We start from the raw sequence: 21,686 nt of genomic DNA, 5'->3' as shown, positions 1-21,686 counted from the left end.
CCGGTCCGCCAATGCCACCGGCGCCGGCCCCTGCACGTCCAGCTCCCGCGCCTGGTCGAACGCCGATGCCGCTGTCTGGACCGCCGGCGCCGCCGGCGGTTGTACCAGGGCGGCTAGCGTTGCTATGGGGTGTGCCCGGTCTCCCTGCACCGGCGCCGGGACGCACGCCAACTCCGCTATGAGATCCACCGGCGCCGGCCCCCCCTACGCCGGGGCGCGCGCCAGCGCCGCCAAAGCCCGCACCTGGTTGACCACCTGCCGCTCGCTTGGCTCCGCCACCTGGCGCGCCGCGGCTGGCACCAACGGTTGATAGCCCGCCCCCGAAGCCTGCTCCGTGTGTTGGACCAGCTCCTGCGCCCCGAAAAGCGCTCCCGCCCCCGCGCTGCGCGGCCCCACCGCCATGCCCGCGCGCGCCGCCACGTTGAGCGAACGTCGGATGCTCAGGAACAACAATCGCCGCTACGAGCAGCGAGCCAGCAAGAATTCCAATCCGCATGGGACACTTTCTATGCATCGTGTGGTTTGTGCGAAGATTCAACGGTTACGACCGCGTCATTTGTTGGGTTTGACGCGCGTGACCTTGACCGGGGGAAGGTCGGGGAAGTCCTTGTCGTCGAGCAAGCGATTCACCGACTGCCAGGTGAGCACGTCCGCACTCACAAGTCGCAAGATGTTGGTCTCCGTCAGCGAGCGGCCATCGGCGAGCGTGCCCGTGACATCGAGCACCCAGTTGTCGCCGTCGCGAAACCAGTCGGCCTCGCCGATTCCGCCGTCTGCTTCAAACGTCCAGGAATGAAGCTGGCCGGTCGCGGGATCGACGCCGATGACCTGATGGCCGGTGAAGGCGATATTCTGTTCTTTGAGCGTGAACCGAGCGTGAATGAACTTCTTGTTGGGCGCCCATTCGTAAGTGGCACGAAGCTCGGCATTTTCGCCTGCGGCCGAAACCCAATCGCCGATCAGCCAGGATAGATCTGCGATCAGGGGTTCTGTGCCAGGAGATTCGCTGAGCATCGCCAGACGCCACTGACCCTCTTCGCGCACCAAGAGAGCGCTGTAGTGCGCGTCGGTTGCGCTCTCCGTTGGTCCGCGCCGGATGATCACGTGTCCTTCTTCCCAAGCGGAATCGCGCGATAAGAACCGCGATTCGCTGGGCTCGACCTGGGCGGTCACTTCGGGCGTGGTCGCGAAGAACTCTGCGAACGATTGCTCGAGTTTGTCCCGTCCGCGCAGGTTGACGCCTTGCGAGTTTCGATACTCGCCCGTGGAGGTCCAATGTGCGACGAGCGCCTTGGCGTCGCGGGCCTCGAAGGCCTTGGCGAAGGAAGCCATGAAGGCGCGAATGGCTGCCGCATCCTCGGGACGAGCATTTGGCGTCGCGTTTGCGGCCTCACGCTTGCCGGCGGTTGGCTCTTCTGCCGATGCTGGCTGGGTCGCGAGGGTGCATGCGATCAGCACGCCGAAGAACGAAGTCCCCATCGGCCGAAGGGCAGTGCCTGCACGAAAAGTCATGGATGCATGCTTTCTGAGAATTGTGGAGCAGGCGCGTCTGCCCTCCTCGACGCCTGCAGCGCTGGGCTTCACCGCTCACCGGCCCACGATGGCTCCGCCCTGGGCCGGCGTCTGCACCCCGATCATTTTCGCAGCGGGCACCATTGTAGCTCTGGGCGCTGCTCGCTTCTATCGTGCCGGGGGTGGCGCTGTCTCCGTCGCGCCGGCAACAAAGGTCTGCGCCAGGGGCGCGATTTCTCGAAGCGCGAGCGCCCTGGCCCGCCCGCCAGGGAACGCGGTTTAGCTGGCGGTGGGGGCTGCCGTGCGGCGGCCCGACTCGATCAGCAAGCGGATCAAATCGAGCTTCTTGACCACGCCCGGCGAGATGATCTCCGGGGCCGCGTCGAGCAATCCGGCGCTGCGGTTTACTTCATTGATCGCCAGGCCGAGTTGCTGATAGCGGCGCACCAGGGTCTTCGTGCGCGTGCGCAGCGGATTGAACTTGCCGCACAGCCGCAGGTGCGCGGCCGTATCGAGCGCACTGATCATCGACAGGTAGCCGGTCCAGGTTTCCGCGAAGTCTTCCCAAGGATGCATCGTGGCATAGGCGCTGATATGGCGATCCTGCCAGTCGGCAGGCGGTCCGTTCTGATAGTAGGCATCCATGGCCGTGGCGTAGTCGGGGCTCGTGTGATCGCCGAACACCGCGCGGGATTCCGTTTCGCGGTGGTCTTTGACGAGCAGGTCCCAGTAGTAGTGCCCGATCTCGTGCCGGAAATGACCGATCAGCGTGCGCTTCTTTTCGCCGAGATTGACGCGGGCCTTTTCACGTTCGACGTCGTCGGCCTCGCGGATATTGATCGTGATCCGGCCGCCTTCATGGCCGGTGAAGACCTGGGTGTCGGCCGTCAGCGTTTGCCAATGCTGGTTCGGCAGCAAGTCGGCCATGAAGGCGAACGACAGCGCCGGCGTGAACCCATCGGCTTCCGTACCGTATGGCAACTGGAGCTGGTCGAGTTCGTAGAACAGCCGCCGCTTGGCTGCTTCGAGACGGTACCACTTCTGCAAGTTGCCGGGCACCTGCAGGTCGGGAATCGTGTGATTGAAGCGGCAGCAATCGCAGAGCGTCGTCGCGCCGGGTGCATCGGCGCGGCAGCAGCGATTGCAGACGCTGTATTCGACGTAGTTTGCACACTTGACCAGCCGCGCCCCGCACGCCGGATTGCCGCAGAGGTAGTGGCCGTCATGCTCGGGCACCAATGCCGCGATGCGGCTGCACACCGGACAGAACCCGACTTCGCGTTGGCAATTCAGGCACAAGCTGTTCTCGAAGAACAGCGGGCGACCACATTGGCAGACGAACGTTCGCATCGGAGCACCCGGGGCCGCGGATGACGCAGGAACCAGTGGTCAGTGCACGTTGCGTACCACAACCGGTCCACGGCAATTGAGCCGCCAGACGGAATCGTCGGGATCGGGTCGCCGGGACGAGCTTTATTGTTGCTGCTGTTGCTGCTGCTGATGGCCGTTTGCCAAGGGAAGCACGCTGACGGCGACCTGCAACGTCGAGGCACCGCCCCCGAGAACGATGCCTTTGACGGGACTGAGGTCGTGAAAATCGCGGCCCCAGCCCAGCGTGATATAGCGATCGTCGGCCAGGCAGCCGTTGGTCGGATCGAAATCGATCCAGCCCAGATTGGGACAATAAGCGCTAATCCAGGCGTGCGAGGCGTCGGCTCCCTCGAGCCGTCGCGCGTCGGGCCGGGGGTTGGTGCACAAATAGCCGCTGACATAGCGGCAGGCCAGGCCCAGCGAGCGGAGACAACCGATGGCCAGGTGAGCAAAGTCCTGGCAGACGCCACGCCGTCGATCGAGCACCTCGACGACCGATGTGCCGATGGTCGTGGCCTTGGGATCGTAGGTGAATTCCCGATGGATCCGCGTGTTGAGTTCCTCGACGGCCACCATCACCGGGCGCTCGGCCGTGAACGACGATTGCGCGTAGCTGCGCAGCTCGGGCAGGCCACGGACAAAGACCGAGTCGAAGACGTATTGCAGCGCGTCGATCGTTTCCGGTTCGCGGCAAACGCGCAGTCGCCGGCTCACCTCGCGCCAAGGCAATGATGCTTGTCGATTGACGTGTTCACGCGAAGCGACCCGGACCAGGCTGGTGGCCGAGATGGCCAGCCGTTCGTGCGGCTCGTAAATGGCAAAGCTGTGGACGCGATTGCCGAAGAAATCGTCGTACGCGTGCTGAGCCATCGGCACGGGATCGACCTGCAGCTGCCAACGCAGCGGCTGCTGATGTGGCAATTTGCGAGGCGTCAGCCGCGCCAGATTATGGCAGGCCTCGGCCACACCGGTGTATTCATACGTCGTGTCGTGAACGAGCTGGTACAGCACTAGCCGCTTCCCTTCAGCGGTCGCGCGTTGTAGGCATGGGTCAGGTAGCGGCGCGTCAGCAATTGCGACAGCTCTTCCATTGTGCTGGTGACGGCCGCCAGCCGTTCGGCCAGAGCCTCGCGTTTGCCGCTGTCGACAACGCGGACCAGCGCGTCGACGTCGGCCAGCCGCACGCTGGAAAAGACGTTGCGCACCAGTCGGACTTGTTCCGACGTGTCGGCCTGGTCGGACGAGCGCAGGGCCTGGACGTGCTGCAGCAGCGCCGCCAACTGAAAGGCGACCGAGCGCGGGTTGGCCTCGTCGGCCAGGAGCAGGTCGAGCACCGGCGCGGCATCGGGGCCGAACACATAGCGCGACCGGTAGGTCATCAGGCTGTTGGAGGTCTCGAGAATGGCCCATAGGCGCGGTGCCTCGAGCCCCGAGGTGTCGACCATGCCCAACCGCAACAGGTCGGCCAGGTCGGCCGCGCGTTCCAGCCTCCGGCCCGTGTCGAGGAACCGCCAGCCCTGGTCGCGCGTCATATCGTCCATGGCCTGGCCGTTGAAGGCCGAGATCCGTTCGATGCAGGTGTCCATGCGCGCGAGCTGCTCGTCGACGAGCAGCGACGCACGGGGTGTCTCGAACTGATCGGTCAGGCTGTTCAAGATCCGCCAGGCGTCGTTCGAAAGCCGGTCGCGCACCGCCAGCGCGATCGCTTGCAGTCGCGTGACGTCGGCTGCCAGGCTGCGCGGGTTGGCCGTGTCGAAGACCGCCGCCTCGAGCCAGCGTTGGAGATGTTGTGGCTTGGTGTTGCCCGCCTCGAGTGCCGCGTCCAACGGGCGCCGTCCGTGCGCGATGTACACCTTCAAGAAACAGATGAATTCGTCGAGTTGGCTGATCTCCAATTGGTCCGACAGCCGATGCAGCAGTGTCCGGGTCAGCCGACAGCCAAACTCCAGCCGCTCGACGTACCGGCCCAGCCAGAACAAGTCGTCGGCCAGCCGCGACGGCAAGACAAAGCCCGCACGGCTGAGGGCCGCGGCACGGGTTCCTTGCGGAATCAGCGTCAGTCCGTCGTCGGCCTGATGGGCCAGCACCCAGGTGTCTTTGCTGCTGCCGCCGGAGGTCTGCGTGCTGGCCAGCACCGACTCGGCGTGGCTCGATGCCCGCGTCAGCGCGCCGGGCATCACCTGGTATTCGCCGTCGCCCACCGCCACGGCGTAGACGCGCATCGTGACGTGCCGCGGGACCAGCGCGCCGCCCTGCCAGGTGGGGGAGGACGACAGGGCGACGAACTCTTGGGCCACGTACCGGTAGGGCGCCTCGAGCACGCGGTTCAACAGTTCGGTCTGTGCCCGTTCGTCGAGCTGCGACACGATCACCGGTGGATGTTCGCGCTCGCTGAACGCATGCTTGATCACCAACCGCTCGAAATTCGAGCGCACCATTTGCAGTGCTTGCTCTTCTCCACACCACCAGGTGGCCACCGGCGGCAGGAGCAGTTCCTCGCCCAGCAACGTCCGGCAGAGCCCCGGCAGGAAGGGTAACAGCGCCGGCACCTGCACCACGCCCGAGCCAATCGCGTTGACGATCGTGACCTTGCCGGCGCGAGCCGCTTGGAGCAAACCGGGAACACCCAGCAGCGAATCTTCGCGCAGCTCCAGCGGATCGCAGTAGTCGCTGTCGACATTGCGGAGAATGACGTGCACGGGCAGGAGGCCCGAGAGGGTCTTGAGAAACACGCCCTGGTCGCGGACGGTCAGATCGGCACCCTCGACCAGATTGAAGCCCAAGTACCGGGCGAGGTAGGCCTGCTCGAAGTAGGTGGCGTGGTACGAGCCGGGCGTATAGATCACCACTCGCGGCTCGTCGACCGCGGCCCCGGCGTATTCGAGCAGGCTGTCGCGCCAGCGGGAGAAATGCCGCGCCAGGCGTTGCACCAGGCAGTCGCGAATCAACGCGGCGTGCACGCGGCTGAGCACGATGCGGTTTTCGAGCGCATAGCCGACGCCCGTCGGCGTGTCGGTGCGATCGCCGACCACCCACCACCGACCGTCGGGCGACCGCGCCAGATCGACGGCATAGTTGGCCAGGAAGGCCCCGCCCGGGGGCTGGATATCGTGGGCGGCCCGCAGGAAGGCCGGGTTGGCGAACACGACCTCCGGCGGCAGGCTGCCGCCCAACAGTAGCCGGTGGGGTCCATAGACGTCGGCCAGTACGGCATTCAGCAGCCGCGCGCGCTGGGCGACGCCGGCGCTGATCAGCCGCCATTCTTCGGCCGACATGACCATCGGCCACGAATCGAGCTGCCACGGCCGGCGCCATTCGGCGGCCTGTCCCGGCGGGTTGTACGTAACGCCATATTCGCGCAACACGCGCCGGCAGAGATCGTCCTGGCGCTGCAGTTCCTTGTCGCCCAACGTGCGCAAGGCATCGACCAGCGGTCGCCAACTGGGCCGCAGTGCGCCATCGGCGGCGAGCATCTCGTCCCAATGGCCTGGCACCCCGCGATACTTGGCCAGCCAATGAACCGCGCCGAGGTCGGGCGACGGTTCCGCCGCCGAACTGGCGATCGTCATTTCAGATTGACCCGACATCCCTGAGCGTCACCGCCTGATCACGAAACCGCAATTCGAAGCTGAGCAGCCGCGCATCATGCTCCGGCGTGCGCGGACATGATACGGTACGAGGCCCGCGGCGCCAGCTACCTGGCCTGCATCGCCCTCACCGCCCTCGACGCAGGTCTAGAGTACAAGGAAACTCCGCGTTGTGCTCGGCCAGGGGTGCCGCGAACCAGCCGGGCGTATGCCCCTCGGCGAAGAACCGCGCGTTGCGCCGGGACTCGGCTTCCATGGCGTTCACCGGGAAGGTGTCGTAGTTGCGGCCGTTGGGACTGGCCACGTGATAGGTGCAACCGCCCAGCGAACGCTCGTTGCCATGGTCGTACAGATCGAACACCAGCGGAGTGTCGATACCCAGTGTGGGGTGTAAGCAATTAGGCGGCTGCCAGGCGCGGTAGCGCACGCCGGCCACGCTTTCGCCCGGTGTCGGCGTCGGCACCAGCGGCAGCTTGCGCCCGTTGCAGAGCACCGCATAGCGTTCCAAAGGCCCGCCGGCGACGCGCACTTGCAGCCGCTCGACCGACGAGTCGACAAACCGGACCGTGCCGCCCGCGCCGGGTTGTTCGCCCAGCACGTGCCAAGGCTCGATCGCCTGGCGCAGCTCGATTTCGATGCCGTCGCACTGCACCCGACCCAGCACCGGAAAGCGGAATTCGAAATGCGGCAAGAACCAGCCGGCCTCGATGTCGAACCCGGCGTCGCCCAGATCGCGCATCACTTCGCCGAAATCTTGCCAGACGAAATGCGGCAACAAGAACCGGTCGTGTAGTTGAGTGCCCCAACGGATCGGCCGCGCGCGGTATGGCGTGCGCCAAAACCACGCCACGAGCGTTCGCAACAACAGTTGCTGCGTGAGGCTCATCTGCGCGTGCGGCGGCATCTCAAACGCGCGAAATTCGACCAGGCCCAGCCGGCCCGTCGCCGTATCGGGCGAGTATAGCTTGTCGATGCAGAATTCGGACCGATGCGTGTTGCCCGTCAAGTCGGTGAGCAGGTGCCGGAAGATGCGATCGACCAGCCAGGCCGGCACATGCTGACCGCTGCGCAACAGCCGGTCGAGCTCTTCGCAGGCAATCTCCAGTTCGTAGACCGTCTCGTGCCGTGCTTCGTCGACGCGCGGGGCCTGGCTGGTCGGCCCCACGAACAGCCCGCTGAACAGGTAGCTCAGCGACGGATGATTCAGCCAGTAGACGACAAGCGAGCGCAGCAGGTCGGGCCGCCGCAAGAACGGGCTGTCTGCCGGAGACGGCCCGCCGAGCACGACGTGGTTGCCGCCGCCGGTCCCGCTGTGGCGCCCGTCGAGCATGAATTTCTCGGTGCCGAGCCGGCTCAGCCGGGCCTCTTCGTAGAGCCCCGTCGTCAGGGCTTTCAGATCGTCCCAGCTATGGCCCGGTGGGACGTTGACCTCGATGACGCCGGGGTCGGGCGTGACTTTGAACACGCCCAGCCGCGGATCGAAGGGCGGCAGCTCCCCTTCGACGATCACCGGCATTTGCAAGGCGGCGGCCGTATCTTCGATGGCCGCCACGAGCGACAGATACTCTTCGGTGGTTCCTACCGGCGGCAGAAACACGTGCAAGCGCCCCTCGCGCGGCTCGACGCACAGCGCCGTGCGCACGACCCAGTGGGCCGATTCACGCGGCTTGGGCATCCGGTCGCGCAGCGAGACGCGCTCGTTGGGGTCTTCGGCCAGCGCCGTTTGACCGCGCTCGCGCTCCCGCCGCTGCAAGTTCAAAGCGGGCCACTGCATTTGCTGTGGCGGCGGCAGATTCTGCCACGCGTGCAGCGGGTCGGGCGAGTAGAGATAGGGATATTCGCTCCGCGAGACCCACGGCAGGCTGCCCACCGGCAGCCGCAAGCCGATCGGCGAATCCCCGGGAATCAACAGCAGGTGCTTGCTGCGCAGCATCCACAGACCGCTTTCCCAGGCGACGTCGTTGCCGTAGCCGGCACGCGTCAGCGGCAGCACAAAGCCGACCGGCTCGTTCAGCCCGCGCTCGAACACCCGCCGCAGCCGCCGTCGCTCCTCTGGGTCTTCCAACTTGTTTTCGGCCGGATCGACATTGACCGGCAGTTGCCCTTCGCGGTGGAGAAAATGCACCGGGTCTTCGAACGCCGGCACTGCATAACCGGGATCGACTGCCAGGCGTTGCGCCAGCACTTCGACAAATCGTTCGGCGTCCTCGATACCGAAGCCATATTGCACGTCGGCCGCGGCAATCAGTCCGGGATCATTCCAGATCGGGTGTCCGTCCTTGCGCCAATAGCAAGCCAGGGCCCAACGCGGCAGTTGCTCGCCGGGGTACCACTTGCCCTGCCCAAAGTGCAGCAGGCCGCCGGGCGCAAACCGCTGACTCAGCCGGCGAATGAGCACTTCGGACAACTGCCGTTTGTGTGGACCCGCGGCGGCGGTGTTCCACTCGGGCCCGTCCATGTCGTCGATCGAGATGAACGTCGGCTCGCCGCCCATCGTCAACCGCACGTCCTGCTCGACCAGGTAGCGGTCGACCCGGTGCCCCAGCGCGTCGATGTCGCGCCACTGCTGTTCGGTGTACGGCTTCGTGACGCGCGGATCCTCGTGGACCCGCGTGATGCGCATCACGTGCTCGAAATCGGCTTCGCAGGCCTCGAGCGAACCGGAGATGGGGGCCGCCGATAGCGGTTCGGGTGTGGCGGCCAGGGGAATATGGCCCTCGCCGGTCAGCAGGCCGCTCGTCGGATCGAGCCCTACCCAGCCGGCGCCGGGCAAATACGCCTCGCACCAGGCATGCAGGTCAGTGAAGTCGTGCTCGGTACCGCTGGGACCGTCGAGCGATTTCACGTCGGGTTTGAGCTGAATCAGGTAGCCCGACACGAACCGCGCGGCGATCCCCAGCCGCCGTAGCACCTGCACCAGCAGCCAGGCCGAATCGCGGCACGAGCCGCTGCCCAGCTCGAGCGTCCGCTCGGGCTCTTGGACCCCAGGCTCGAGCCGCACGAGATAGTCGACTTCGCCATGCAATCGCTGGTTGAGCTCGACGAGGAAGTCGACCGTCTTGCGGGGCTTGCGGTCGATCGACGCAATCCAGGCATCGAGGCGCGGCCCCCCCGGTCCCACGACCAGAAACGGCGCCAGCTCGGGTGCCTGCCAGGGGTTATAGGTGAACGGGAACTCTTCGGCGTCGGGCTCGAGGAAGAAATCGAAAGGATTGATCGTCGACATCTCGGCGACAAGATCGACGACCACGCGCAGCTCCGGAACCCGGTCGGGAAAGACCACCCGCGCCACGAAATTCGACTGCGGATCTTGCTGCCAGTTGAGAAAGTGCTCCCGCGGCTCGACTTTCAACGAATAGCTGATGACCGGCGTTCGCGTATGGGGCGCAGGCTTCAGCCGGACCAGATGAGGGCCCAGCAGAATCGGCCGGTCATAGCGGTAGCTCGTTTCATGAAATAACGCCACGCGAATCGGCATGCACGACTACTCCCGGCGCGCGGGAACGCCACGCCTCGACTTCGCATGCGGGTGGAGGGTGATCCGCCGTCACGCCGGCGCGCACCATCCCACCGGGCGGCCGCGCCTTGACATCAATCCATTGGCCGTCGTTCGAGCGCCGTTTGAATGACCCGGAGGCGGACCGCGGCCGGAAGTCGAAAAGCAGGTTCCTGGCTTTTCTCTTGCTTAACCGAGAGGCCAGGCAGCACTTCCCGTGCCAGCCGAGGGATGGCAACTCGATCTGCGCGTTGTTCGCCGCTTAAGGTCTACCGTCGCTGATAGTTCCGGCAATCAGCAAGAGTCGATCGCCACGCCGCAATGCGGTCCCGCCGAACGCCGCCGCGCGCTTGTGCGGCGTTCGCCTGCCCAAGAGCGCGGCGCTCGGGGGGGCGTGGGCCGCGACCACGCGTCTGGTCCTCGGGTGAGCGGCCGCTCCGTGACCGTGGGACATCCGCGGCTCACCGCAGGGCGAAGCACGCCGCCATTTCACCGTTACGCACGTACAGTCGATCCCCAACCACGATCGGGTGGTTCCAGGTCTTGCCGGCGATCGCCGCAAACCGGCCCCGTTCTTCATGGCGATCGGGCGTCGCCGTCAGCAGTACCGCCGCGCCGTCCTCGCCGAGCACGATCAATTGGCCGACCGGGCGCAGCAGCAGTACCTGGCCGAAGCCGTAGCGACCTTGTTTCCAGCGCCGCTTGCCTGTCGCGGCATCGATGCAGGTGAAGATGTTCTGATCGAAGCCGTATAGAAACCCTTCGTAAGACACAAAGTCGTTATACGAAGGTCGCAGTTGCTTGCTCGTCCATTGCGTTTCGACTTGCCAGGTGTCCGACGCGCGCGAGATTTTCAGCCGCGCCAAACCGATGCCGTCGCCCAGCGGCACGACCACGCTCTCGGCGTCGATCTGCTGGGGCTGGCAGATCGGTGGGCCGGCCCAGTCGCGCGGCTTGTGCGACCAAATCACCTGGCCCGATTCCGGGTCCAGCGCATGCACCCCGGCCGTGTTGGTGAACAAGACCAGCGTCTGGCCCGCCAGCTGCACCGGCTGCGCCGAGCTGAAATTCATCCCGCGCGAAGCGAAACGCCACCGCGGTTCGCCGGTGTCCCGATCAAAAGCCAGCAGCCCGTTGTCTCCTTCGCCGCCGGCATAGACGATCACCACCTGGCCAACGACGACCGGCGAGTTGGAGAATCCCCACACGGGTAGCTCGGCTTTGACTTCTTGCGTCAGGTCATGGTGCCAGACCAGCTTGCCGGTGGACGCGTCGAGGCAGCGCAGCTCGGCCTTCGCGCCGTAGGTGAACAACTTGCCGTCGTGATAGGTCGGCGTGGCTCGTGGTCCCGCGCCGGAAACAACGTCCCAAAAACGCGTCGCACAGGCGTTCTGCCAAATCAACGCGCCCGAGTCGGCGGCATAACAGCACACCAACTCCTGTGTGCCGCGCTGCTCCTGGGTAAATAGCCGTCCTGAGACGCAGGCAAACGACGACCACCCTGCACCGATCGGGATCTGCCACACGTTTGTCGGCGCGGTGGTCGACCAGTCACACGGAACGGTCACGTCGTCAGTGGCGCTGGTTCCCAGGGGGCCGCGGAACGCAGGCCATTCGACCGTGGTCGGTTGCCAGCCGGAGTAGCGCGGGTCGATGGCGGATTCCATATCCCCCCGACCGGACGCGGTCAGATGCGCCTCCTTCGATTCTCGCCAGCGGCCGGCGAACTGCGGCAGATAGTTGCCGGTGAAGCCCTCGAGCCGCAGTGCCGGAAACATCGCCCACACCACGGCCAGCGCCAGCCCAAACCACCGCAGTCGCCACGGCGAGCTCTGGCGCGCCGCCATGGTCGTGACCAGCGCGACGACGAACATCATCAACGGCACACCGTAGATCCAGATCGGCACGAGCATGCTTTCGTGCGATACCAGTGTCGCGCCGATGCCCAACACGAGCGCCATCGCCAGCACGGTCAGGCGCTCGCGCCACGGCAAGCGGCTGAAGAACAGCCCCCAGAGCACGAACAGCGTCAAGCACACCAAGGGGCCCAGCATCATGCTGGCGAACCGCGAAAAATTGTTGATGCTCGGGGTAACCGACACCGCGGTGCTTGCGACCTGCAACAGCACGATCAACCAGGCTGGCCACGTGCGCGGTACCGGCGAGCCGGAGGCCTGGGTCTCAATGGCCGGGGCGACCGCGTCGGCTGTGCTCATGCTGAAACTCCGTGCGTCAAAAGCCTGCAAGCGCCGCGCGCTGGCTCGACGAAAGACGGCTCAACCGGCGGGCACCGCGGCCAGCAACGGCAAGCGGTCTTGCGTCGAAACCACTACGCCGCCGGGCTGCTCGACGGTGATGGCAAACGCCTTCGGATCGACGACTCGCAGTTTGGCATGGATCGGTACCACGATTTCACCACCGGCGTTGGCGTCGAACACCCCCCCGTCGATCGGCTCGGCGTCGCGCTTCGGATCGATGATCCACAGTTGATACTGTTCGCGCAGCGGATCGTTGACCGGCAACCCCCGGAAGCGCATGTACCCGCGCTGCTGCGAGGTACTCCAGACGACGTCGCCTTCGACGGCCTGGCCAAACGGATGCTTGCCAGGGCCCCAGGCGACTTGAATCACGTCGCCCGCCTCGCTCAGCAGCCGCCGCCGCCCGGCCACCGGATCGTCGGCTGGCGATCGAGCTGGTTTCGACAACCACGCCAGTGCCGCGATGCTCGCCGCCGCCACGAGCCAGCCCGAGCCGGAGATCAGCCAGTTGCGCCGATTCAGGCCAGCGGAAGCCGCCGGTTGCGGCCGATCGCCGGGCCCTCGGCGCACTGCCGTGAGTTCCCGGGCAGCCGCCTCGAGCAACCGCTCGCGGAGCGCCGCGGGCAAAGCGTCCAGGCGGCTTCCAGCCATCGCGGCATGCGCCGCGGCGGCCGTACGCTGGAGCGCGCGGTCTTCGGGTTGGGCGTGCTGGGCCAGCAAGGCGTCGAGTTCGGATCGTTCTTCAGGCGCAAGGTCGCCCAGCGCCGCGGCGGCCTGCAACTCGTCGAAACGATCCAGCGGCGAGAAGGCGTCGCTCATCACGAGACCTCCTCAGGGCGCAGCCGCGCCTGCATCAATTGCCGCAAACGCAGCAAGCCGCGTCGGGCATGCGACTTGACGGTGCCCAGCGCCAGCCCGGTTCGTTCGGCGATCTGGCCGTGCGAGAGCCCGCGATCGATGTTCAGCTCGAGCACCTGGCGCTGTTCGACCGGCAGTTGGGCGAGGCATTCGCGTGCGACCGCCACCTCGTCGCCCAGATCGACGGGGCTGGCCTGCGTCGCGGTCGACAGAGCGCTCTCGTCGAGCCCCGTGACCACTGGTGACCGCTCGCGTCGGCGGGCCCGATCGATCAGCCGCCGCCGGGCGACGAGCATGATGAAGGTCACCTCGGACGATTGTGCCGGATCGAACCGCGCCGCGTTGCGCCACAGATCGATGAAGATGTCTTGCACGATGTCTTCCGCGTCGGACGAATCGCTCGACCAGCGGCGCGCAGCCGTCCACACGAGTCCTCCGTAGCGGTCAAGACATTCCGCTACCGCGCCGCTTTCGCCGCGGGCGATGCGTGGGAGTACACTGTCGGACGACAATCGCGCCTTCCTTGCCAGGCGTAAACCGAAAGGAACAGCCCGTGCGGCCGGACGGGGGTCGATCAATGCCACGACAGGCGCGAGCCCCGAAGGCGCGCGCCTGACGTGAGCGCTGCTGACCCGAGATGCGGCGCACCCTACTGCGGCATGATGACCGTGTCAATCACGTGGATCACGCCGTTCGCGCAGGTCAAGTCGGTCTTCACGACCTTTGCGCCGTCGACCAGCACCTCGCCGTCCTTGACTACGATCTTCACCTCGCTGCCTTCGACTGTCTTGGCCTGCGACAGCTTCACGACGTCCTTCGCCATCACGGCGCCCGGCACCACGTGATAGGTCAGGATCTTCACGAGCTGATCCTTGTTTTCGGGCTTCAGCAGCTTGTCCACGGTGCCCTCGGGCAACTTGGCAAATGCCGCGTTGGTCGGCGCGAACACGGTGAAGGGGCCCTTCCCCTTGAGCGTCTCGACCAGCCCGGCGGCCTTGATCGCGGCGACCAGCGTCGAGAAGTCTTCGGCGCCCGCGGCCGTGTCGACAATGTCTTTGTGCGCATTGGTCCCGACGACCTTGGCACGACATTTCTCACCTGCGCCGGCCACGGCGGCCATGCCCGCCAACATCAACCCGGTAGCAATGAACGACTTCCACATTTTTCCGGCTCCTTCGAGGGGGTTCGATTCCGACAACCGCACCGGGAACTGTCTCCCGGGGTGTTCAAGATTGGGTTTCGCCATGACCGGGCGATTGGATGCGGCGGCGAACGCGGAAAAATCGTTCAAAATCTCTGCCGTCACGGGGTGAATTCCCAGGGATCGCCGGCGCCCCGCGCCGCCGGAGCGCTCCCGATAGACGGGGTGCCAGCGGCGCGTTAGCCTCCTGACGGTTTCCGGCCCCGGCGCCCCGCAACCCGATCCCCCCCGAGCGTGTCATGTCCCCTGCCCTGGTGATCAGCCTGCTGCTGACCGGCGTGGTTCAGCCGCTGGACACGACGCGCCGGGTTCACGATTTCGCCGGCGTAATTCCCGCCGACGAGGGCCGGCAGCTCGAGGCGTTGTGCCAGGAAGTCGAACAACAGACGACCGCCCAGGTGGCCATCGTGACGGTGCCTTCGCTCGACGGGGTGACCGTCGAGGAGTACGCCACCGAGCTGTTTAAGGAATGGGGAATCGGCAAGCGCGACGTGAACAACGGCATCCTGCTGCTGGTCGCGCCGAACGAACGCCGCATACGGATCGAAGTCGGATACGGCCTCGAGCCGCTGCTGACCGACGGGCTCTGCGGCGAGATTCGCGATCAGGCCATCTTGCCTGCCTTTCGACAGCTCGACTATGCCGGCGGAATTCGCGCGGGCGCCGACCGGATTGTCGATGTGCTGCGCGCGAACCCGCAAGCCGCCAAAGGGTATCCCGGCTCGGGCCCGTACTTACTGAGCACGGTGCGCCAGGAAGCCTTGGTGGCGATCGGAGTGGCGATCGCCGCGGCGATCCTGTTGATCGTGGTGAGCTTGTTTGCCGCGGCACGACGCAAATTCTCCACCTGGTATTTCGTCGCGGCCGCGTTCGCCGTTGTGGTGATCTGGGGCATTGCGGTCAGCCTGACCCTGCGCTTGCAGCCGGCGCGCCGACCGTGGGTCTGGCTGGGCTCGGCGGGAGCCTTGGTGGCGGGCTCGATGTGGCAGCACTGGCGCAAGTATCGCCGCTACGGACCGCGGGGCTGCTCGAAATGCGGCACGCCGTTCGAGCTGTTGGGCGAGCAGGCCGACGACGAGCACCTCAACGAGGTGCAGCGCCTCGAGGAAAAGATCGGTTCGGTCGATTACGACGTCTGGTATTGCCCGGCCTGCCTGCATGCCGACACCGAGGCCTACATCAACTACTTCTCGAATTTTTCGCGTTGCCCGAAGTGTCAATACCGAACGTTCAAGGAAGGTCCCCAGCAAACGATCCGTGCCGCCACGACGCTCACCAGCGGCCTGGCGCGCGTCGAAGGCCGTTGCGTCCACTGCAACCACAAGACGCTACGAGAAATCGTGCTGCCCCGGTTGGCCGTGGTTTCGTCGGGGGGCTCGAGCGGTAGCTCGTTCGGGAGCAGCAGCTTCGGCGGCGGTTCTTCGAGCAGTGGTGGTGGCAGCAGTTTTGGCGGCGGCTCCAGCGGCGGCGGTGGCGCCTCGGGAAGCTGGTAATCGCGCGGCAAGGACGAGCGGATGTATGCAACCTATGCAGCGTTGATCTTCTGCGGCGCAGTCGTGCTGTGGTACTGGCTGGCGTTCAATCGCCTGACCCAGGCGCACAACGCCGTCGATCATGCCTGGTCCAACATCGAGGTCGAGCTCAATCGCCGCTTCGACCTGATCCAGAACCTCGTCGAAACGGCCAAGGGTTACGCCCGCCACGAAAGCGAGGTGTTTCGCGAAGTGGCCGAGCTGCGTTCCCAGCCCCGGCCTTTTGGCGACGCGGCCGCGGCCAACGCGGCGCAGCCGAATCTCAGCCGCGTGATCGCCCAGGTGATGGTCCTGGCCGAGAACTATCCCGAGCTGCGGGCCCAGCAGAGCTTTCTCAAGTTGCAGCAGGAATTGACCGAAACGGAGAACCGCATCGCCGCGCGGCGCCATGCGTACAACCAGACGGTCAACCTCTATCAGAATCTGTGCGAAGTGATTCCCACGAATATCATCGCCGGGGCGCACAACTTTGCTCCCCGCGCCTTCTTCGACGCGCCCGACGAGCTCGCCGACCACGCCCCGGAGGTGCGCCTGTCGTGAGCCGGTTAATCGTGCTGGCGGGCATCGTGGGTATGATCGCGCTCGTCGCGGCGGCGTTCTGCTGGGACTGCGTGCGCCTCGAAAGCGGCTACCGCCGGTTTGCCGCCCGGGCCGACGAGCAAGTCGCAAAGCACGAGCAACGGCTAATCGCGGCCGTCGAAGGCTGGCCGAACTTGCCGGCCGATGTCGTCGCTGCCTTGGCCGCCTATCGTGCCGCTGCCGACAGCGCCGAACGGCGCGAAGCTTTTGCCGCGCTGGCGATCGCCACCGACAAATCGTTGCTGGCCACGCTCGATGCCACGAATCCCGCGGCGCGGCGGGTGATCGACGAGGTGCACGGGGCCATCAACCGCCGCAACGTCGTGCTTAAAGAGATCGGCGGATCGTTGGAAGAGCACGCCCGTTGGTCCGAATCTTTCCGGAGCTCCGTGGCCCGAATGTTCTTGGGCCCGGCCGTGGTCCTGCCGAGCGCGTAAGCGGCTGCGCTCGAAGCAGCACCGCCCAGACGACGGGCGCAACGCGACGCTCCAACGCACGAGGCCCGGTGGTGCGACCCACCGGGCCTCGGGGACTGCGCTCCTCCGCTGACGTCATTGGCCCTTGACGAGTCGGGCCGGCGAGTAGATGTAGTAGCTCGTCGTGCCGCTGCCTTGGTGGGCGATGGTGCCGCGGGACACCACGGGCGCCGGCTGGATGATCACCTTCTTGCCGCTCATCGAGCCGGTCAGCTTCACTTCCATGATCCGGATGCCGGCGAATTGCACGATGGTGTACTGGGCGTTGTTGCCCGGCCCGGCGACCGATTTGAAGATCGGAATCATCCTCGGCTGGCCCTTGATCGCGGCCAGCTCGTCTTTGACGCCGGCGCTGATGCCGGTGTCGCCGTTGAGGCCCAGTTCACCGTTGTCGTCGAATCGCAGTTCGCCGTCGAAGTGCTCCAGGTCTTCGGCGCTGACCCCGTGCAGGATTTGCCGGGCAATGTCGTTGGTGCTGTTGTTGCTGGGCCCGATGTCGACGGTACCGCGGTTGCCGGGCGAGCCGGTGCCTTGCGGATAGAGATTCACCTCGCGAATGCCATCGGCCCCCGCCTTGATGCTCTTGTTCTCGAAGTCCCAGGTCCAGTTGTCCGTACCGCCTCCGGCGAGCATGCCGTTCCAGGTCTGGATATCGAGGGCAAAGGGCAGCAGGTCCAACGTTTCGGCGGCGTCGCCGGGAGTCTGGAAGCCGTCGATCTGCGTGATCAACGCGGCCGTCGCCGTGGCTTCGAGGTCTTGACCTTGCTTGCCGAAGATCCTGGCAAAGAACAGCGGCACGCGCCCGTTGCGCGCCGCGGTGCGCAGCAGCCACACTTTCACGGCGTTGTAGCTGTTCGGTTCGAGGAACGACATGGTGCCGCCGGCAAGATCGACGAGTTCGCCGATCACCAGTTCGCCCGTGGCGGCATTGGCTTCGTTGCGGTCCATGGACAGCGGATCGCGGCACACATGATTGAGCGAGGCATACATCAGTGCCTCGTCGCGAACTGCGTGGAAGTCAGACACCGGCACCGTGCTGAAGGACTCGTCCGTCGGAATCAATTCCCAGGCCCCGGCCAGCGCGGCCGAATCGGCGGCGCGCTGCAATTCGCTGCGGGCATTGAACAGATAGCCCAGGTCGATGCTCAGTGCGACGACCGAGAGCAACAGCACCATCATGAAACACATCAAGACCGAAATTGCCCCGCGCCGTGATTGTCGATGTTTGGTTCGCATATCGATCACCTTCAAGATGACTCGCTGGGAAAAGAGCACGGAACATCACTGCTTGGGAAAGATGAGCTGGTCATGCTCATCGGTCGTCGATTCGCCGTTGGCGCGGTAGTAGCGCACGCGTTTGAGCTTGAGCGATTGCACGCGATTGGCCGCATAGCCCACACCTGAGTGTGCCACCGAGGCGGAAGCCTGATAGGCGTTGAGGTTGTTCAATCCGCCGTCGAGTTGCGAGCGCAGCGTCGGTCCGCCGAAGGTTCCCCAACTGGTCGAATTGCCATCGACGACTTCGAAGGTCAACACCCCGCCCTCGACCGTCACGCGCTGGGTCCACGTGACCGTTTCGCCGGGGTAGGCGAGCAATGCGCCTTGTTTGTCGCCGTGTTCGGTGTACCAGTCGTCGCCGCGATAGACCTGCAAATGCAGGCCGCCGGGCTCATAACCGGGGAGCGACCGGTGGTTCAATTCCAAGGCGACGTACCAGTTGCTGAGCGTACCGGCCGCGGCCGTCACGCAGGTGACCTGCGGGGCGACGGTTTCGCCATCTGGCTCGCGAACGATCAGTTCCCAGTCTTCGTCGACACGGACGATGTCCGAAGGTTGCACGGCCCAGGCCACCCCGGGCCCACAGACCAACATCATGCAGAGACCTACGCGCGCAGCATCAGCGCAGACTCGAAGCCAGAACATTGCTCACCCCCGTGTGAAAAGAAACGCGAGACGAGGTTTGCAGAAGAAGGCGGCTCAGTATCGTCCGCGGCCCAAGCTTACCTGTGCTGCCCGTGAATTCTTCGGCCGCATCTGAACCCTAGTTCGCTATCGGGGGGCGGTCAAATCCACCGTGGAAAATCCCCATGTCTACGACGACTGGTGCAGAGCCTTGCCTCCACACGTGGGGAGCAACGCGCGAGCCTTGCACGATTTGACGGCGCGGGATAGCCGTTCAGCGCTACAATCCCCGGCCCGGCTCGATCCAAACATCCGCTGATCGACGACGATCCGTCAAGGCGCTTGCGCATCGACGTGCGCTGGAACCGTTGGCGGACGCGCGCCGTTGAATCCGAACGTGTCGCGGACGATGTAATTGGGGCGACGCTTGGTCTCGAGAAAAATCGACCCCAGATAATTGCCGAGGATGCCGATCGACAGCAGTTGCACGCCGCCGATGAAGAAGATCGCCGTGAGGATCGCCGCCTGGCCGGAAATCGAGTGGCCCAGCAACCAGGCGACCGCGATCCAAATCAGGCTGGCGAGCGACAACAGCGAACACCCCAATCCCATCGCAGTCGAGAACTTCAGCGGCACGTCGGAAAAGGCCACGACCGCCGAATCGATGAAATTGCGGATGACCTTGACGCCCAGCACGGGAAATTTCGTCGCGCCGGCCGCACGCGCCTCGCGGTGATAGTGGACTTTGGCCTGTTTGAACCCGATCCAGCAAACCAGACCGCGCAGAAACGGCCGCTTTTCCTCGAACTGCAGGACTTGATCGACGGCCCTGCGAGTCAGCAGCTTGAAATCGCCCGCCTCGAGCGGCAGATCGATCGAGGACACGGATTTCAGCAGGCGGTAGCCAATCGCCGTAATCGCAAGCTTGAGCCGGGTTTCGCCCGCGCGGGACTGGCGAACCGTGTGCACGACCTCGACGTGAGGATCTTCGCGCCAGGCCCGCAACAGCTCGGGAATCACCTCGGGCGGGTCTTGCAGGTCGGCGTCCATGTAGACCACGACGTCGCCCGTGGCATGAGCCATGCCGGCCAGCACGCAGGGCGAAACGCCAAAATTGCGGCTCATGTTCACGACGCGCAGGTCGTCGTGCCCCTCGGCCAGCCGATAGAGCAGCGCCTCCGATTGATCGGTCGAGGCATCGTTGACGAACACCAGTTCGTGGCCGGCGATTTGATTCGCGTCTCGCAATGCCGCAAACACGGCGCGCAAGCGGCGCACCAGCTCGGGCAGCACGTCCTCTTCGTTCCAGAACGACAACACGACCGAGACGACCGGGCGCAGGGCGTCCCGGCCGGGCGCGGGGGGCGAGGGGTTGCTGTGCGTCATGGTGGTTCGGGGGACGGACTAGTAGTGTTGCCGGGCCAGGCGGTGTCCGGTCATTTCCACGATGTGATCGCGCGTGGCTCGGCCGAACTCCCGTTGGATCAGGTCGAGGTAGCGCGGATCGGTGAAGTAGGTCTGGAAGGCCTCATCACGGAATCGCAAGACCTCGCCCGCCGACACATGACGCGTCGGCAGCGGCAGCGTATCGACGGCATGCTGCGAATAGCCGCTCCAGGTTGCTGGCAGCCTCCAGCCGGCCGCGAGCGCTTCGTCGTACAGTCGCGAACCGGGATAGGCCATCGCGCAGTAGAAGTTGGCGAACTCGCAATTCAAGTCCAGGGCCAGGTCGAGCGTTTCCTGCATCGTCGCCCGATCGTCGTCGGGCAGACCGAAGATGTAGTTGCCGATGACGCGGATGCCGTGCGCGCGTACCTGGTTGATCGTCCGCGCAATGTCCGCCTGACTGAACCCCTTGTCGACGCCGTCGCGCACCCGGGCATTGGCCGCCTCGATGCCGAAGGCCAGCCAATTGAAGCCTGCGCGCTTGAGCTTCTCGAGCAGCCCTTCCTGCACGGTGTCAACGCGCGCATAGGCCCAAATGTTGAGACCGAGCTCGCGTTCGATCAGCAAATCGCAGATCGCCTCGACGTGTTTGCGGCTCAGTACGAACATCTCGTCGGCGAATTTGACGTTGCGCACGCCGTAGCGCTCGACCAGCATCGTCAGCTCGTCGGCAATCCGGCCCGGGCTCCAATAGCGATAGCTGTTCGCCGAGGCCCGAAGCCCCGCGGCCGCCTCACCGCTTTTAAACGGGGCCTGAATGCAGCAGAACGTGCACTTATAAGGGCAGCCGAGCGTCGTGTAGATCGCCGCATACGGCTGGCGCTGCAAACCGTCGAGGCAGTGCCAGTTGTGAGCTCGATACAGCTCCATCGGCAGCAGGTCCCAGGCGATGCCCGGCATCGTGTCGTCGAGGTCCTTGACGAGCGACGCCCGCCGCGGGCTGGCATGAATCTCGCCCGCGCGGCGGTACCATAGATCGCTGACCTGGTCGAAATCGTCTCCGCCTCCGCGCAGGATCTGAACCAACTCGACCAGGGCATGCAGCCCCTCGCCGGCGGCGACAAAATCGGCCGCCTCTTCTTCCATGGTGCGCCGGGGCAGCGCGGCCACGTGTCCGCCGACCAGGGCCACGAGCTGCTGAGGCTCGGCCAGCTTCACGGCGCGGCAGACCTCGCCCGCGGCCGGCATCACCTGCGTCGAGGCAGACGGCTGATGACCGTACACCACCACGGCCGCGAGCCGCGGGCGCGCGTCGGCCACCTGGGCCGCGGTCTCGTCGGCCGACAGGCCCAGCGCCTCGGCGTCGAGGATGTCGACGCTGAGACCGTGCCTGCGCGCGAAGCTGGCCATCAGCCCGGCCCAGACCGGGGGTTCGATCGCCGCCAATTCATTGGCCAGCGATTGATAGACGCGTTTGCGGCTGGACGGATTGATCAGCAGCAAGTCGAGCCGTGCTTGGTCGGGCATG

16 protein-coding genes are annotated in these 21,686 nt (G+C 65.4%); 3 read left to right on the top strand and 13 right to left on the bottom strand.

The window, feature by feature from the left end; genetic code table 11:
• Positions 1-552: 552 nt before the first annotated feature.
• The 9 genes from K1X74_07450 to K1X74_07410 form a co-directional block, all read right to left on the bottom strand.
• On the bottom strand, positions 553-1,584 hold the full coding sequence (locus K1X74_07450; GenBank protein MBX7166169.1) for an SgcJ/EcaC family oxidoreductase: 1,032 nt from the start codon (positions 1,582-1,584) through the stop codon (positions 553-555).
• Positions 1,585-1,791: 207 nt separating this feature from the next.
• Complete coding sequence (locus tag K1X74_07445) at positions 1,792-2,862, bottom strand: putative zinc-binding peptidase (protein MBX7166168.1); 1,071 nt, start codon at positions 2,860-2,862, stop codon at positions 1,792-1,794.
• A gap of 123 nt (positions 2,863-2,985) precedes the next feature.
• Positions 2,986-3,894 (bottom strand): transglutaminase family protein, encoded by a 909-nt coding sequence (locus K1X74_07440; protein MBX7166167.1) that lies wholly within the window; start codon positions 3,892-3,894, stop codon positions 2,986-2,988.
• Positions 3,894-6,470, bottom strand: a complete 2,577-nt coding sequence (locus K1X74_07435; protein ID MBX7166166.1) for a circularly permuted type 2 ATP-grasp protein — start codon at positions 6,468-6,470, stop codon at positions 3,894-3,896. The genes K1X74_07440 and K1X74_07435 overlap by 1 nt, the downstream gene beginning before the upstream one ends.
• A gap of 127 nt (positions 6,471-6,597) precedes the next feature.
• On the bottom strand, positions 6,598-9,948 hold the full coding sequence (locus K1X74_07430; GenBank protein MBX7166165.1) for a transglutaminase family protein: 3,351 nt from the start codon (positions 9,946-9,948) through the stop codon (positions 6,598-6,600).
• 479 nt (positions 9,949-10,427) lie between these two features.
• Complete coding sequence (locus K1X74_07425; protein ID MBX7166164.1) at positions 10,428-12,182, bottom strand: PQQ-binding-like beta-propeller repeat protein; 1,755 nt, start codon at positions 12,180-12,182, stop codon at positions 10,428-10,430.
• A 60-nt stretch (positions 12,183-12,242) separates the two neighbouring features.
• Entirely contained in the window at positions 12,243-13,043 is an 801-nt protein-coding gene (locus K1X74_07420) for an anti-sigma factor (GenBank protein ID MBX7166163.1), read from the bottom strand.
• Complete coding sequence (locus tag K1X74_07415) at positions 13,043-13,594, bottom strand: sigma-70 family RNA polymerase sigma factor (GenBank protein ID MBX7166162.1); 552 nt, start codon at positions 13,592-13,594, stop codon at positions 13,043-13,045. Before K1X74_07415 ends, K1X74_07420 begins: the two co-directional genes overlap by 1 nt.
• 137 nt (positions 13,595-13,731) lie before the next feature.
• Positions 13,732-14,214, bottom strand: a complete 483-nt coding sequence (locus K1X74_07410) for a fasciclin domain-containing protein (GenBank protein MBX7166161.1) — start codon at positions 14,212-14,214, stop codon at positions 13,732-13,734.
• Positions 14,215-14,522: 308 nt separating this feature from the next.
• Between K1X74_07410 and K1X74_07405 the strand changes: the two genes are divergently transcribed.
• Genes K1X74_07405 through K1X74_07395 form a run of 3 tightly spaced genes read left to right on the top strand, consistent with a single transcriptional unit; the run spans position 14,523 to position 16,831 of the window.
• Positions 14,523-15,776: a TPM domain-containing protein gene (locus tag K1X74_07405; protein MBX7166160.1), complete on the top strand. Its 1,254-nt coding sequence runs from the start codon at positions 14,523-14,525 to the stop codon at positions 15,774-15,776.
• A gap of 21 nt (positions 15,777-15,797) precedes the next feature.
• Positions 15,798-16,355 (top strand): LemA family protein, encoded by a 558-nt coding sequence (locus K1X74_07400; GenBank protein MBX7166159.1) that lies wholly within the window; start codon positions 15,798-15,800, stop codon positions 16,353-16,355.
• Positions 16,352-16,831 (top strand): hypothetical protein, encoded by a 480-nt coding sequence (locus tag K1X74_07395; protein MBX7166158.1) that lies wholly within the window; start codon positions 16,352-16,354, stop codon positions 16,829-16,831. Before K1X74_07400 ends, K1X74_07395 begins: the two co-directional genes overlap by 4 nt.
• 114 nt (positions 16,832-16,945) lie before the next feature.
• Here the strand turns inward: K1X74_07395 and K1X74_07390 are convergent, their stop codons facing one another.
• The 4 genes from K1X74_07390 to K1X74_07375 form a co-directional block, all read right to left on the bottom strand.
• Complete coding sequence (locus tag K1X74_07390; protein ID MBX7166157.1) at positions 16,946-18,106, bottom strand: hypothetical protein; 1,161 nt, start codon at positions 18,104-18,106, stop codon at positions 16,946-16,948.
• A gap of 45 nt (positions 18,107-18,151) precedes the next feature.
• Positions 18,152-18,745: a hypothetical protein gene (locus K1X74_07385; protein MBX7166156.1), complete on the bottom strand. Its 594-nt coding sequence runs from the start codon at positions 18,743-18,745 to the stop codon at positions 18,152-18,154.
• A 360-nt stretch (positions 18,746-19,105) separates the two neighbouring features.
• A complete protein-coding gene (locus K1X74_07380) occupies positions 19,106-20,158 on the bottom strand; it encodes a glycosyltransferase family 2 protein (GenBank protein MBX7166155.1) in 1,053 nt (350 codons plus the stop codon).
• A gap of 18 nt (positions 20,159-20,176) precedes the next feature.
• Positions 20,177-21,685 carry a B12-binding domain-containing radical SAM protein gene (locus tag K1X74_07375; GenBank protein ID MBX7166154.1) on the bottom strand — a complete coding sequence of 503 codons (1,509 nt, stop codon included), beginning with the start codon at positions 21,683-21,685 and terminating at the stop codon, positions 20,177-20,179.
• Between the last annotated feature and the right edge of the window lies 1 nt (position 21,686).

The sequence above is a fragment of the Pirellulales bacterium genome (genome assembly GCA_019694435.1).
GTDB lineage: Bacteria > Planctomycetota > Planctomycetia > Pirellulales > JAEUIK01 > JAIBBZ01.
This window is presented reverse-complemented; position numbering and strand designations above follow the sequence as displayed.

What these genes read in the sequence shown, in the direction of transcription:
- K1X74_07435 (MBX7166166.1), bottom strand. Translation starts at nt 6,470, where the DNA reads ATGTCGGGTCAATCTGAAATGACGATCGCCAGTTCGGCGGCGGAACCG.
- K1X74_07420 (MBX7166163.1), bottom strand. Translation starts at nt 13,043, where the DNA reads ATGAGCGACGCCTTCTCGCCGCTGGATCGTTTCGACGAGTTGCAGGCC.
- K1X74_07385 (MBX7166156.1), bottom strand. Translation starts at nt 18,745, where the DNA reads ATGATGTTGGTCTGTGGGCCCGGGGTGGCCTGGGCCGTGCAACCTTCG.
- K1X74_07400 (MBX7166159.1), top strand. Translation starts at nt 15,798, where the DNA reads ATGTATGCAACCTATGCAGCGTTGATCTTCTGCGGCGCAGTCGTGCTG.
- K1X74_07410 (MBX7166161.1), bottom strand. Translation starts at nt 14,214, where the DNA reads ATGTTGGCGGGCATGGCCGCCGTGGCCGGCGCAGGTGAGAAATGTCGT.
- K1X74_07375 (MBX7166154.1), bottom strand. Translation starts at nt 21,685, where the DNA reads ATGCCCGACCAAGCACGGCTCGACTTGCTGCTGATCAATCCGTCCAGC.
- K1X74_07445 (MBX7166168.1), bottom strand. Translation starts at nt 2,862, where the DNA reads ATGCGAACGTTCGTCTGCCAATGTGGTCGCCCGCTGTTCTTCGAGAAC.
- K1X74_07390 (MBX7166157.1), bottom strand. Translation starts at nt 18,106, where the DNA reads ATGCGAACCAAACATCGACAATCACGGCGCGGGGCAATTTCGGTCTTG.
- K1X74_07425 (MBX7166164.1), bottom strand. Translation starts at nt 12,182, where the DNA reads ATGAGCACAGCCGACGCGGTCGCCCCGGCCATTGAGACCCAGGCCTCC.
- K1X74_07380 (MBX7166155.1), bottom strand. Translation starts at nt 20,158, where the DNA reads ATGACGCACAGCAACCCCTCGCCCCCCGCGCCCGGCCGGGACGCCCTG.
- K1X74_07430 (MBX7166165.1), bottom strand. Translation starts at nt 9,948, where the DNA reads ATGCCGATTCGCGTGGCGTTATTTCATGAAACGAGCTACCGCTATGAC.
- K1X74_07405 (MBX7166160.1), top strand. Translation starts at nt 14,523, where the DNA reads ATGTCCCCTGCCCTGGTGATCAGCCTGCTGCTGACCGGCGTGGTTCAG.